15 protein-coding genes are annotated in these 13,209 nt (G+C 59.7%); 6 read left to right on the top strand and 9 right to left on the bottom strand.

Translation table 11 applies throughout. The features are described 5' to 3' along the window. The first annotated feature begins 663 nt into the window (after positions 1-663). Complete coding sequence (locus BCO18175_RS07800; RefSeq protein ID WP_174980118.1) at positions 664-1,467, top strand: hypothetical protein; 804 nt, start codon at positions 664-666, stop codon at positions 1,465-1,467. A 256-nt stretch (positions 1,468-1,723) separates the two neighbouring features. On the opposite strand, the gene BCO18175_RS07805 is transcribed toward BCO18175_RS07800, so the two are convergent. Continuing rightward, positions 1,724-2,497: an alpha/beta fold hydrolase gene (locus BCO18175_RS07805; protein WP_254607987.1), complete on the bottom strand. Its 774-nt coding sequence runs from the start codon at positions 2,495-2,497 to the stop codon at positions 1,724-1,726. Positions 2,498-2,794: 297 nt separating this feature from the next. On the opposite strand from BCO18175_RS07805, the gene BCO18175_RS07810 reads away from it, so the two are divergent. Continuing rightward, complete coding sequence (locus BCO18175_RS07810) at positions 2,795-3,394, top strand: DJ-1/PfpI family protein (protein ID WP_174980120.1); 600 nt, start codon at positions 2,795-2,797, stop codon at positions 3,392-3,394. Positions 3,395-3,991: 597 nt separating this feature from the next. Here BCO18175_RS07810 and pstS read toward each other — a convergent pair. Continuing rightward, entirely contained in the window at positions 3,992-5,017 is a 1,026-nt protein-coding gene (pstS, locus tag BCO18175_RS07815) for a phosphate ABC transporter substrate-binding protein PstS (protein ID WP_174980121.1), read from the bottom strand. Positions 5,018-5,430: 413 nt separating this feature from the next. Then, positions 5,431-5,646 (bottom strand): hypothetical protein, encoded by a 216-nt coding sequence (locus BCO18175_RS07820; RefSeq protein WP_174980122.1) that lies wholly within the window; start codon positions 5,644-5,646, stop codon positions 5,431-5,433. A 202-nt stretch (positions 5,647-5,848) separates the two neighbouring features. Between BCO18175_RS07820 and BCO18175_RS07825 the strand changes: the two genes are divergently transcribed. Then, positions 5,849-6,163 (top strand): hypothetical protein, encoded by a 315-nt coding sequence (locus BCO18175_RS07825; RefSeq protein ID WP_174980123.1) that lies wholly within the window; start codon positions 5,849-5,851, stop codon positions 6,161-6,163. Between the two features lie 87 nt (positions 6,164-6,250). On the opposite strand, the gene BCO18175_RS07830 is transcribed toward BCO18175_RS07825, so the two are convergent. From BCO18175_RS07830 to BCO18175_RS07845, 4 genes are all read right to left on the bottom strand, one after another. After that, a complete protein-coding gene (locus BCO18175_RS07830; protein WP_174980124.1) occupies positions 6,251-6,475 on the bottom strand; it encodes a hypothetical protein in 225 nt (74 codons plus the stop codon). Between the two features lie 69 nt (positions 6,476-6,544). After that, positions 6,545-6,949: a hypothetical protein gene (locus BCO18175_RS07835; RefSeq protein ID WP_174980125.1), complete on the bottom strand. Its 405-nt coding sequence runs from the start codon at positions 6,947-6,949 to the stop codon at positions 6,545-6,547. 174 nt (positions 6,950-7,123) lie between these two features. Further along, positions 7,124-8,362: a dicarboxylate/amino acid:cation symporter gene (locus BCO18175_RS07840; RefSeq protein ID WP_174980126.1), complete on the bottom strand. Its 1,239-nt coding sequence runs from the start codon at positions 8,360-8,362 to the stop codon at positions 7,124-7,126. Then, the gene (locus BCO18175_RS07845) at positions 8,346-9,008 is read right to left on the bottom strand and encodes a GntR family transcriptional regulator (protein WP_174980127.1); all 663 of its coding nucleotides are present in this window, start codon (positions 9,006-9,008) and stop codon (positions 8,346-8,348) included. The genes BCO18175_RS07840 and BCO18175_RS07845 overlap by 17 nt, the downstream gene beginning before the upstream one ends. A gap of 150 nt (positions 9,009-9,158) precedes the next feature. On the opposite strand from BCO18175_RS07845, the gene BCO18175_RS07850 reads away from it, so the two are divergent. From BCO18175_RS07850 to BCO18175_RS07860, 3 genes are all read left to right on the top strand, one after another. After that, entirely contained in the window at positions 9,159-9,623 is a 465-nt protein-coding gene (locus BCO18175_RS07850) for a GNAT family N-acetyltransferase (protein WP_174980128.1), read from the top strand. A 406-nt stretch (positions 9,624-10,029) separates the two neighbouring features. After that, a complete protein-coding gene (locus tag BCO18175_RS07855) occupies positions 10,030-10,230 on the top strand; it encodes a hypothetical protein (RefSeq protein ID WP_174980129.1) in 201 nt (66 codons plus the stop codon). A 315-nt stretch (positions 10,231-10,545) separates the two neighbouring features. Next, positions 10,546-11,094, top strand: a complete 549-nt coding sequence (locus BCO18175_RS07860; protein WP_174980130.1) for a glutathione peroxidase — start codon at positions 10,546-10,548, stop codon at positions 11,092-11,094. 49 nt (positions 11,095-11,143) lie between these two features. Here the strand turns inward: BCO18175_RS07860 and BCO18175_RS07865 are convergent, their stop codons facing one another. Together BCO18175_RS07865 and murQ are read right to left on the bottom strand one after the other, a co-directional pair. Further along, complete coding sequence (locus BCO18175_RS07865) at positions 11,144-11,911, bottom strand: GntR family transcriptional regulator (protein ID WP_254607988.1); 768 nt, start codon at positions 11,909-11,911, stop codon at positions 11,144-11,146. Between the two features lie 89 nt (positions 11,912-12,000). Further along, positions 12,001-13,020: an N-acetylmuramic acid 6-phosphate etherase gene (gene murQ, locus BCO18175_RS07870; protein ID WP_254607989.1), complete on the bottom strand. Its 1,020-nt coding sequence runs from the start codon at positions 13,018-13,020 to the stop codon at positions 12,001-12,003. Between the last annotated feature and the right edge of the window lie 189 nt (positions 13,021-13,209).

Consider the following 13,209-nt stretch of genomic DNA (forward strand, 5'->3'; position numbering starts at 1 on the left):
AATAGATGTACTACGCTGTCTCAGGGTGGGTCAGATTTAGATGAAATCGGTGGGTTAAGACTCGGTGGAAATCAACACACTATTTGGAGGCGGAGCACTGCTGGTTCTTCTTTACCAACTCCACAGTAGCCTTAGACGACAATGCTCATTTAGGCATCAAATGGGCCTATGCAGTAAGCAAGCATGGGAATTTCAGTTTGATCCAAGACTTCTCCGACGATCCGGAACAGTTAAGAGCGTATTTGCTGACGATGTCGGATTATTTTGCACGCAATGGCCTTTAATTTCGATGGTCAGCCGTGTCTCGGTCTGTCTCCAACATGTTGCTCAGGCTCCTCACGCGAATGACCACTACCGGAAATGGCAAACGTCGCCTTCGGGTCGAAAATGCCTATTCGCTGAGCCTGACAGCAGACGTTCGGTGCAGATGCTCAGCCGAACGTCCGCAAGATGGCGTCAAGTCGACCTACCGCGGCCGACACGTGAACGCCTGCAAAGGCCGAGCACTTGCCGCTCAACGCGTAGGCACGGGGCCACTGATATCCGGTTAAACAACCGTTGAGGCTGCGCGGGCTCCAACGGCGGTAGTGGATCGATTGATCGCCATGTCCTCCACGAAACAATCGACAACTTGGAACTATACTGGGCAACCTGGAGGCTTCCATGACCGATCACGACAGACTGCATCCACTACGTCCGCTCCTGAAAAATTGGGTTTGGGAGCATGGTCGAATCGGGACTCGCTATCTCGACTGCGTTGATGGCGAAATCAGGTTTGACGAGGGCAAGAAGTCGCATTTCGCGGCCGAGAAATATATCTATGTGCCCCTTGGCAAGGGCGCTGAAGACGATGCATCTGCGGAGGGGCCTGCGATCCAGGAGGCTGGACTTGCCCGGTTTTTGCGGGCCGCGCAGTTGGGTACGCCGGAGGAAGCCGGTTCTGTAGCGGATGTCCAGCGCGCAGTGCAGGACTGCGTGGAGATTGGCCTGTTCAGCGCATATCAATGGGAGGCTCGAAAGGCGTTTGCCCGATACGCGCAGGAACCAATGTTCGATGACGAGATCCGCGCGGCGGTTGTCGACGACATCCGGCGTATTTACGCCGGCATGCGGGAGCAACTGGCGCTGTACGATTTTAGTGTGCTCCACGGCTTGCCCATGCCGCTGCTTATCGGCGACACGCCCTTCATCGACTGGCGCGTGCGTGCCAGTCCGGCACTTCCGTTTGTATCGCTCCCGCTGGGACCTTACTGCCTGCTGGTAGGCGCGCCGTCAGGCAGGAAAAGTCGAATCGCCCCGGTCGCCTGGAAGGCCGCTGCCGCGATGGGCCCGTTGAAGGATCACAACCGCCAAATCGAGGAGCAGGCACATCTGTGGCTGGTGGCGACCACGGATGACCAACTCGTCGCTGTGCAAAGCCGCATTGCTGCGGCCATCGGCTCCAGGCAAGGGAATGTGAAACCCTGACCGAAGTTGATCTTAAGCAGATCGTCGGCGGTGGCTGAGTTATGAGCGGTAGTCCGTTGCCTCGTCGGGCGGTTACTGCCTGCAAATTTCGTCGGATCACCGGGTTTCCCTGTTTTGCTGTACGTTGCAATGCGGTAACGTTGCCATGCGGCCATCAACGGTCAATCGATAACACCGTCTAGCTCGTCAACAATCACTTCATACGCCACCGGAAAGTCTTCGCTAGCATTTTCGCTGCCTCGGCTATTGCAGGGCTCTACAATTGATCGATGAAACCCGCGATCACGCTCGTGACTTCCTGTGGCCATTCGAGGGACGGCAAATGCGCGGTCCCTGATATTTGGTGGAACGTCCCGCAGGCTACGTTAGTCGCGACGTAACGACTTCGCTCCTGAATGCCGGCCAGGTTCAAATCCCCACACGCGACCAACGTTGGCACTGATATTTCGCCCAACAGCCCGTAAGCGATCGGTGCGTCAGTGTTCGTGCCCGTCGGCGGCAAACCGAGCGCAACAACGTTCATCTCATCAAACAACTTGCGAGCTTCACCCGTCACGCGGCCCTCAGGTTGAAGTGGACCATCAAGCCAGAGAGTCCTGCGAATCGCGATGGCCTCTTTAATGTCATGCTTCGCTTCAGCCGCCGCCAGACGTGTGATCAAATCTTCAACCCGCGTTGCATGAGTGATTTTCGGCGCGCCTGTCACATTCGGCGCGATAAGAACGAGACCGCGAACATACGACGAATACCGAAGAGCTGCGTCGAGTGCAATGCCTCCGCCTTGAGAACAGGCAACGAGTATCGCAGGGACCCCGCCTGCGACCGATTCCAGAACGGCGATCAAATCTCCGACGGCAGAGTGGTCCTCTGCTTCGGCAACTGTTTCTCCAAATCCGCGTCGATCATAGGCGATAGCTTGGTGGCTAGCACCAATTTCGCGCATCTGGTGGCGCCACATCCGGCGGTCCGCGACCCGAGCGTGCAAAAATACAATCGGTTCTCCGCTGCCGATGACTTGCGTCGACAGCATGGCACGGCCTGAAGTAGTTATAAGGCTCTCCATCGCGACCCGTCCTATGTCCGAGAATGTGCATGGTACACGCGGCGCTGCCTGTGAGTTTTCGCCGATGAACGGCCGCTTTGCAAGAAACCGAGAGACCGCAACGGATCGATAACCGCCGATCCGGAAAGCACCTCTGACGTGAGAACGCGAAGTGCACCTTCTGACCTGGCCCTAGCGGCCGCAACAGTAAGTTTTCGGCAACGCAAATCCATTCATCCCGGCGATCTGGCAAGATGCATCGACAGACCTCAGCCAGGGCTCCCCATGCACATCGCAATTCTGACCTTCCAGGGCTTCAACGAACTCGACTCCCTCATCGCACTGGGCGTACTCAATCGAATCAAGAAGCCTGACTGGCGCGTAACGCTGTCATGTCCGGAGCATTTCGTCACGTCGATGAATGGTGTGACCGTGCAGGCGCAGTCAACGTTGGGGGACGCATGCACGGCGGATGCCGTCATCGTCGGGAGCGGTATTCAAACCCGGGATGTCGTCAACGACGCGACGCTGATGGAGCAACTGAATCTCGATCCGACCCGGCAACTGATTGGTGCCCAATGTTCGGGCACGCTGGTTCTGGCAAAGCTCGGCCTTCTCGACAACATCCCCGCGTGCACGGACCTCACTACCAAACCCTGGGTCGTCGAGGCGGGCGTCGAAGTCCTCAATCAGCCGTTCTTCGCTCAAGGTAACGTCGCAACGGCGGGTGGCTGCTTTGCCTCGCAGTATCTGGCCGCATGGATCATTGCGCGCCTGGAAGGCGAGGAAGCCGCACGGAGTGCGCTGCACTACGTTGCGCCGGTCGGGGAGAAGGAAGAGTACGTCGCTCGTGCGCTGACGAACATCAAGCCTTACCTGCCGTAGCTCGAAAAAAAGGAATGGCACTGTCTCCATCGCAGTGAGCCGGGTTCAGCAGTAACGCCGTGTTCCCGATACCGGCTTCTCCAGGGCGCCCGGTTGCCACGTCGTTTGGCTGCGGTGTGGAGGAGGGGGCGAGAATGTTTGACGACCCGTTCAGGCAGAGCCATTCGGTGATCCCGGTTTGCAACGGATCAGACTCCACCAGCCAGTTCGTATTGCAAAGACGACAGCGATACTGTCGCACGACTATTGCAGGTCGACCCAGCGGCCGCAATTTCGTTGGCTTGTGCAATTCCACCAGTTCGCGATGTGCGACAGGATCGGAAGTCGCGTGCATGTTCGTGCAGGCTTCGCAACGCATATGCGTCAGCTTTTCGGGAACTCGTCGGCTCGAGGAGGCGCCTCGTCGCTCATGGCTCAAATGGTCCGCTGATTGCAACGTGATCGGCAATGCATCCGTCCCATGCTCGATTCAAGCGCGCTCGCCATCGCGACGTGTGTCAAGTTTCGGCCATAGCGGACACGCTGGAAGGTCATCGAAGGGACGTTCTCCTTCGCTGCGAGGCGAATGCGGACGATTGCGCGTCCCATCCGGATCATTCAGTTTGCAACCGCCTTACCGGAGGCATCCTTGACTTTCGCTTTCCATTGCTTGCGGATTTCGGACACCACCGAATCGGGAAGCGAGATGTAGTCCAGCTCCGTCGCGGCCTGGTTGCCGTTGTGGAATGCCCAGTCGAAGAACCTGAGCGTTTCCGCACCTTGTGCCGGCTTCTCCTGCGTTGCGTGCAGCAGCACGAACGTCGCGCCGACGACCGGCCATGCGTCCTTGCCCGGCTCGTCCGTCAGGATCTGGTAGAACGACTTCGACCAGTTCGCGCCTGCGGCAGCGGCCTTGAACGTTTCCGTCTTCGGCTCGACCACTGTGCCCGTCGAGTTCTTCAGCGCGGTGTAGACCATGTTGTTCTTCTTCGCGTACGCCCATTCGACGTAGCCGATCGAGCCCGGCAGGCGCTGCACGAACGCTGCGACGCCATCATTGCCCTTGCCGCCCGTGCCCGTCGGCCAGTTGACCGTCGTGCCTTCGCCGATCTTCGACTTCCATTCGCCGTTGACCTTCGACAGGTAGTTCGTCCAGATGAAGCTCGTGCCCGAACCATCAGCCCGGCGCACCACGGCGATGTCCGTATCCGATAGCTTGACCTTCGGGTTCAGCGCGGTGATTGCCGGGTCGTTCCACTTCTTGATCTTGCCCAGATAGATGTCGCCGAGCACCGGTCCCGACAGCGTCAGTTCACCGGCCTTCACGCCCGGCACATTGACGACCGGCACCACGCCACCGACCACCGTCGGGAACTGGAACAGGCCTTCCTTCGCGAGCTCGTCATCCTTCAGCGGAGCGTCCGAACCGGCAAAATCGACTGTCTTCGCGTTGATTTGCTTCAGGCCGCCCGACGAGCCGATGCCTTGATAGTTGACCTTGCCACCGCCGGCCTTCTTGTACGCATCGGCCCACTTTGCGTAAATCGGTGCCGCGAACGTGCTGCCTGCGCCGGTGATATCTGCAGCGTGCGCGCTGAGGGCTACAAGAACCAGGGTGCAGGGAACCATGATCCGGATGTTCATGAAACGCCTCCTGTCTGCTGTCGGCATGCTGGCCTGCAAGCTGGCCTCGGTTTAGAAGTCTGACTGGTCGAGTGGGATCCGCCGGCCGTCTTTCGGCAACGTCTGTCGGTTGACCGCGGCAGTGATCTTCTCTCGGTTGCTTTCAAACACGGTGAGCAATTGCGTGGGTGGAGCAGTCTCTGCGCCGCGCATTTCTCGCATGACGTCCGCCGAGAACTTGATTGCAACGTATCCCCAACCGGGGCCGCAAGAAGCGAGCGACCGGCTTGGATCGTCACCGACGATCGGGTAGGTCAGACAAGTGGCGGATTCCGTCATCGTGCGCGGCAAGCGGTCTCACATCGAACGGTGATAGGAGTATTGCAGCCGGCTGTGAAAACTCAAGGACAGTGCAGCTGCTCGATCCGCCAAGTTCAATGTACGTCACTTGCGGCGATGGCGGCCAACGCTCGGTCGCCGTCGCGTTGGGCGGTGTCTTCAGTGGAAAAGATGTCGGTACTGAATGCGATCAGTTTGAAGCCGGACCCGGCGGAGCGAGGCACCGTGATGCCCCAGTGCCAGCCGCCATCTTGCTGGAACACATGGAGGGCCGGGGGCGCCTGGCTTAGTGCGGGTGAAGAAGTCGTCATGGCGTGCTCTCCCGTCATGGGGCGACTGCGAGGCAACTACGTCGAACGTGCGAATTCAGTCTACGGACACTTTTGCTGCGGCGCAATATCCGGGTTTCTAGAAAATGGCAATGTGTGAATCGCCACAATTTTGAAATACAAATATGCAACGTGCGGGATGGCTGGCATATTGATGTGACGATTAGGATTTCTTGGAGGCTTTATGGATCGCAGTTCGCTTGTGTGGGCGGGGGTGCCGCATAGCAGCGATGGCGTCGTGTTTCAGATTCGGATCGGCCGTGGACTTCAGCGATTTCATATTGCCCGGTTTATTCTCGAGAAGGCATGCGACCTTGAGCGACTGGCATCTGACGCGCGACAGCTCGAATGCTTTTACGAGCATTTGGCTCCGATCCTGGCGGTTGCGCGCAAGACGCGCTCAAAGGCGAAGGCCGATACGGTCTCGCTGAATGTTTCGGATTTTGGTCGAACGGGGAACGCGCGAGGCGAGCAGAGGACTTGGGCGGTGATGCGGTGAGCGCCGTAGGGCGGTTGAGAGGGCGGAGTGCTCGGTCTCGGAACGGGCGAGCGTAGGGCTTGGCGTAACTTCACACGTTGCGTCTTGTCAGGTGCGGCGCAGGTACTGCTGCATGGTTGGTGTGATGTGCGGGCTTGCGCGTAGTCTCGTGATCGAGTCTTGCGATGAAAGGGCGTCGCTCAATGACCGCGCACCCAAGAATGAAAAACGCTGGCCGGTGAACTGGCCAGCAAAGTGGTCCTGGCGATCCGAGGGTGAGGTGTGCCAGAACCAAAGGCACTGAACGGCGTGCGCGTGCAGCCAGCCGGGCATGTCGAACAATCGGTCCCGAAAATCGGGGTTGTTCCGGCTCGAGCTCGCGCAACGATCTGTGATCGCAGTTTAGGCTAGGCTAGCGGATGCGACCAGACGTGCACTCACGCGTGGAAACTTGAAGGCATCGTCGGGCTTTTTCGGTACGTCCCATGTTGCGATCATCGCGTCAGTCGGCAGATAGTCAGGATCGGCCGACGCGACCCCGGCCCACACGCCTCGAGACACCTGTCTGCCATGGAGATAAAAGTGCAGCGCCCGGCCAGCGCGGTCGCAAATACACCTGATTCTCTCCACCGATTGGCCCAATCCTCTAATTCGCGCGATTTGGTTGCGATCCAGCTCGAACATGGCACTCATCACCCCGTCACAATCGACAATGGCGATCATGTTGCTGTCATCAGTCAACGCCCACGCCGGATGCGGCGTGCCTAAGCGGAGCATAAAATAATCTGCAGATTCAGAACCAACCATACTGTTTCTCCTGCAAAAGATCCGTCGTTCTACTAACTGAAGATCAATGAGAGCGAACGTTCATCCAATCCTGTTCGCCTCGCCGTACCTGGATGCTCGAGTGGATGTGCCCCAGCGCCCTGCAATGGGCGGGCGCACCGCTGAAACGCGCTGCGCCCATAGCATCCGAAGCACCTACACGCTTGCCTGACGAGTCACGGTTTCCGCGGCGATACTGTCCGAACCGGAAAGTCTCACCGCAACAGCAGCTCCCGCCGTACTCCCGTAGACGTTGAGGGCGGTTCTCCCCATGTCGAAAAAGGCGTCGACGCCCAAAAGCAGCAGCACCGCATCGGCCGGCAACCCGATCGACGTCAGAACGATGGTGATGGCTACGATCGCCCCGGAGGGCACGTTTGCTGCTCCGTCGATGGTGATGATCGTCAAGATCAAAATCGTAATCGCCAGCGGCCAGGACCAGGCAAGGTGATAGGCGTCGGCCAGATAGCCGACCGCAAGGGCCGTATAGAGGACCGCACCGTCGCGATTGAAAATATATGCGAGAGGCAAAATCGTGGACGCCACGCCGTAGGGAACGCCCAATTCAACCAGCTTCTTCAGGTGCAACGGGTATGTGATTTCAGACGAACGCGTCGTGAAACCAAGGATCAGGGGTTCCTTCACCTTCCTGAGCACGGCGAGAGGCGACTGACCGGCGACGCGAATGACGATGGTGAGTACAACCGCCAGGATCGCCATGCCGAGATAGGCCACGCCCAGAAGCTCGATCAGCGAGTGCGCGCCGGCAAAGCCCTTGGCTGACAACAGCTGCGCGATCGCGGCGAAGATCGCGAGCGGCGACCATGCGATCACCCACTGGGTCATCTTGAACAGTCCCGACAGCAGCGCCTCGAAAACGGCAATCGCAGGCTCGGCACGCTCCGGGGCAGCCGCCAATGCTGCACCGAAAATGACGCCGAAAACGAGTACTGGGAGCGAATTCCCTGCAGCGAGCGCAGCGACGATGTTTGCCGGGATCAAGTCAACGAGAAATTTCGTCCAGTCGATGCTGGACGCGAGTGCCGTGGGCATCGATCCAGAGTGAACGATGCTCGCACCGAGACCCGGTCGAAATGCAAAGTTGAGCAGCAGGCCGAGCGATGCAGCCAGGCCCGTCATGAAAACGAAGAAGACGATACTGGACAGTGTGACTTTTCCAAGCCGCTCGCGAAGTCGGCCCGCACGAAAGACCCCGACCGTGACCGACAGGAAGATCAACGGCATGACGACCATCTTGATCGCGTGGCCGAACATCGCGCTTAGAAAGCCCAGCTTCGCTGCAAAGCCAGGAGCAAACACGCCGCAAGCGACGCCCAGGACAAGCCCGCCAAGCATTTGCATCGGGAGGGAAAGCCCCTTATTTTTCGTGTTCATGCCGCGCCTTTAGTAGTTTTATCCGTGCGGGAGTACCGTCAACAATGTGATTCCACATATGCTGACGCGCAAGCTCGCCGTCGTTTGCTTCGATTGCGTGAAAGATTCGCAGATGCTCGATCGTGCCGCGCCGAACGGTTTCGGCGTCGCTACGCGGGAGTTCGTTCAGGGCCAGGGTTTGGGCCCGCAATAGACCATACGCCGATGAGATTCGCGCGTTCCTTGCGGCGGCAAACAACGCTTGATGAAATACCCAACCGACACGTTGCTCGAGCATGATGTCCGCGACGTCCTGGTCAATCAGCTCCCGCATTTTCTCTGCCGCCTCGCGAAGGCCTGCCGTTACTCCCGACCTGGCTGCAAGAAACGCGGCTGTACTCTCGAGGGCCAGCCGCATTTCAAAAATTTCGCGGAGATCGCTCGTCGTCGGCGATGCGACATAGGTCCCACTCTTTTCGATTACGACGACCAGCCCTTCGGACTCAAGCAAATGCAATGCGCTGCGCACGGGCATTTGACCGAAGCCAAGTTCGTCCGACAGGCCTCGATGGGATACTTTCTGCCCAGGCGCAAGGCGGCCGTCAAAGATCCTCAATCGGATCTCGTCGTAGGCAAGCTCTGCATCTGTCGAGACTTTCGACGTCATCTGTGATCGCAGTTAGCGTATGATTGGAAAAGAAAAGACGGATAGGAAATTACCCTTACTGGTAACGCCCGGCAACTGCTATTTTTGCGAGTGGCTTTGCCGCAAGAAAACCGGAAGAAAATCCGCGTCACGAAGAGAGTTGACAATTAGATGATTTCACAAGATGTGCGCTTTACCATCTGCGTCGTTCGTGCGGAAGAAACTTATCCCCTCAGGGCCGCAATCTTGATGGCCGGAGATGAAGAGGGAAGCGCTCTACCCGGAGACCTCGCTCCAACGACAAGGCACTTTGCCGTTCGTGACAACGCCGGTATTGTGGCCGTGGCGTCAGTGTGTAAAGAAGGACAATCCGGTGTTTTGAACGCTGAAGCCTGGCGCCTTCGCGGCATGGCCGTCCATCCATCCGTACGTGGTCTGGGATTCGGACGCCTTCTGGTCAATCTATCCATTCGCTATGTCCGCGAACAGCGCGGAATTCTGCTCTGGTGCACGGCACGCGAATCAGCATACCCGTTCTACGAAATGCTCGGCTTTAATCGCGATCTGAAACCGATTTCAATGCATGGCCGCAACGACATGAAATTCTATCTAATGCAGAGGCAGATCGAGTGCTGATTTGCGTTTGCTAATGACGGGAGGCGACCTGACGCTGTCTGTGTGGTCTGGTTCAGGCTTCCACGTTAAGCCGTTTCCGTTTGCGTCTGATGTCCATGGATTTTCGCGGTCAACCTGAGAAAATCAACGATCTCCTCGATCATTGCACTCGAGTGCCATACGGCGCCAACGTATGCCTCCGCGAGCGACGTCACGCAATTTAAACGGCGATGCACATCATGCCTGGGTACCACTCCTCTGGAACTTGTCCAATGATGACAGTCCTGCCCTTGCGTGGAATTCCGAATATCGTCCCCGGGATAGCAGCTTGTCGTACTCCAGACACCAGGACATCTGCTATTTGAGTCAAGACGTCAGCTTCGGACGTTCTGTCCGTTTACTTGATATGTCGATCTGAGGTCACTACGTGAACGAATCGACCTGCCGCATCATTTTCGGCGTTGTCTGGACCGCGGATGGCATCGCGATGTCCGCAATCATGGCATTTCGTCCTGAACGGCTATTGGCCTTCTATCGCAGGTCAAGGGCCTGGCGATGGACGTTCAAATTCTTCTTCAACATGTCTGCAGAGGACATTGTGTCCGCCACGATGGTTCGACGATTCTGATTCCAGGGGGGGTAGGGTTGGCGGTCTTTTTGGTCCTTGTTTTTTCCTTCCTGTACCACCTCGCAACGAATTGATGAATGCGCTCAGCCGGCGTATCGACGTCCAGCGTCTTTCGAGGCCGCCTGTCCGACCCTGCTGCCGGCGCCTGCAAGCAAGAAGTTGACCGATCGCAGTAGGATAGGGCTCTGCTACGCGCAGACCACGAGCGTCGATAACGCGTCTTTGCCGGCGCGACGCGCGAGGTGCTCCAATGAACGCGATATCCCCCGACTCCGGCGGTTCGCCAATCAATTCAATCAATTGAAGGATGCAGACATGAGCACGATTTACGATATTCCTGTCAACGCGATCGATGGTGCGCAGACATCCCTGCGGTCCTACGAAGGCAAAGTGCTTCTGGTGGTGAACGTGGCGTCCAAATGCGGGCTGACGCCGCAGTACGAAGGTCTGGAGGCGCTCTACGAAGGCAAGCGCGCCGAGGGCCTCGAGGTGCTGGCGTTCCCCGCCAACAACTTCAAGGGCCAGGAGCCGGGCACCGATGCGGAAATCCAGGCTTTCTGTACCGGCACCTTTGGCGTGAAGTTTCCGTTGTTTTCGAAAATCTCCGTGATCGGCGACGACAAGCATCCGCTCTATCGCTCGCTCACCCAGGCGCAGCCGCAGGCGGCCGGCGACGGCCCGTTCCGCGCACGCCTCGAAGGCTACGGCATTCAGCCGAATCCGGCGCCCGAGGTGCTGTGGAACTTCGAGAAGTTTCTCGTGAGCCGCACGGGCGAAGTGGTGGCGCGCTTTTCGCCCGACACGGCCGCGGACGACCCGAAGCTGGTCGCCGCCATCGATGCGGAGCTTGCCAAGGCCGCGTAAGCCGGTGCACGTCGGCCGATCGGTCTGGCGTGGGTGCGTCGAATCCGCTTCACGCCGTTGCGGCACTGCCTGTCGGATGCTCGAGCACCGCGACATAGTCGTATCGATCGCCGCGATACAGCGAGCGCGTCAGTTCGAGCGGAGAGCCTTCGCTCGAAAACGAGCGACGCTCGATGGAAAGCACGGGATCGCCCGTGCCGATACCCAGCAACTCGGCATCGCGGGCCGACGCCAGCTCGGCGCGCAGGCGCTGGATCGCACGGCCGGGCTGTACGTTGGCGTCCTGCAGTGCGCGATAGAGCGACTCGCCGAAATCGACGTTGTAGTCGAGCAGCGCGGCCGGCAGCGTCGCGCGCTCGATGGCCATCGGCACCGCGTCCGCCGTTCTGACGCGTTCGAGGCGCAGCACCTGCGCATCGGGCGCGAGGCCGAGCGCGAGCAGCTCGTCGGGCGTCGGGCGGTCGAGTGTTCTCCTGATCCACTGCGACCCGGGCGTGAGCCCGCGCCGCAGCATGTCGTCCGAGAAGCTGGTGATTCGCGCGAGCTGCTGTTCGACCCTGGCGGCGACGAACGTGCCCGCGCCTCGCCGGGATTCGATCAGGCCTTGCCGCGTGAGCCTGTCGATCGCGCGCCGCACGGTGTCCCGCGATACCTGGAAGTGTTCGGCGAGTTCGCGTTCCGGCGGCAGGCTTTCTCCGGTCTTCAGCCGGCCTTCGACGATCGCCTCGCGCAGCAGCCGGGCGAGGCGCATCGAGATCGACGATTCGCCGTCGCCGCCCGGCGCGCGAAGTTCCGCCGCCCGGGTGGCGTCGAACAAGTCGGTAAGGCCGGCCGGGCGGACACGAGGCCGGCCGCGGGGCATCGGATTTGAAGGTTTCATACGGGTTGTCGTGATTCGTGTGGGCGTCATGCGCGCGCGGATGGCGCAAGCGTCGCGAGCGCCTTGCGGATCGAGCCGCCCGCGGCATCGGCCAGCCGCTCTGCGCCGGCTCGGTCGACGCCGGCGCGGAGCATGAGGATTGCGATGCGGGGCCGGTCGCCGGCCTGTTCGAGCGCGCGCGCCGCCACGTCGGTGGGCACGCCGGCCGCCTGCGACACGATCCCGATCGCCCGCTGGCGAAGCTTGTGATTGTGAACCTGGACGTCGACCATCAGGTTGCCGTACGTCTTGCCGAGCGCCACCATCGAAATCGTCGACAGCATGTTGCAGATCATTTTCTGCGCGGTGCCGGCCTTCAGCCGCGTGGAGCCCGTCAGCACCTCGGGGCCGCAGTCGACCTCGATCGCCACGTCCGCGAGTGCGGCCGCCTCGCTGCCCACGTTGCACGCGACGGCGATGGTCCGGCACCCGGTGTCTCGCGCATGACGAAGCGCGCCGAGCACGTACGGCGTGCGTCCGCTCGCGGTAAGCCCGACGACCACGTCGCCGCGCGCGAGCCCGGCCGCGTCGAGATCCTGGCGGCCGAGCGTGTCCGAATCCTCGACCGATTCCGTGATGCCCGCGAACCCGCCCGCGACGATGCCGATGATCTCGCCCGGCTGCGTGCCGAACGTGGGCTGGCATTCGAGCGCGTCGAGATAACCGATGCGGCCGCTGTTGCCGGCGCCGATGTAGATCAGCCGGCCGCCAGCGCGCAGCGCGTCGGCAATCACCGCCACGCCGGAAGCGATCGCGGGCAGCGCGTGCGCAACGCGCGCGGCGACGCCGGCGTCCTCGCGGTTCATCAGCGCCAGGGCTTCGCCGATGCCGAGCGCGTCGAGATTCGCGCTTTGCCCGTTGGGCTGCTCGGTGACAAGGTGCTCCAGATGCATGGCCGTGCGCTCTCCCGGAAGAAGTTCTTCGCATGATAATTGGTACGGACATATTTTAAAACAGGTATGGCGGCCGTGATCGCTTCGAGCGTCGGGCGAAGTGCTGCGATTCAACCGTAAATTCCCCGTGTACACGAGGATTTCATGAGATTTCTCCGAGCCGGGAATATCGATATCAGAAGAACGGTTTTGCGAGTTGATTGATATTTGGTACGGTCCAATTATTGCGAACCCATACCTTTCGCATGGAGCCTGTGCGAGCCGCCCTGAGCGGCGGGCAGGCGTGATTCAACGGACCGATCT

The organism is Burkholderia lata (assembly GCF_902499335.1).
Classification (GTDB): Bacteria; Pseudomonadota; Gammaproteobacteria; order Burkholderiales; family Burkholderiaceae; genus Burkholderia; species Burkholderia lata_B.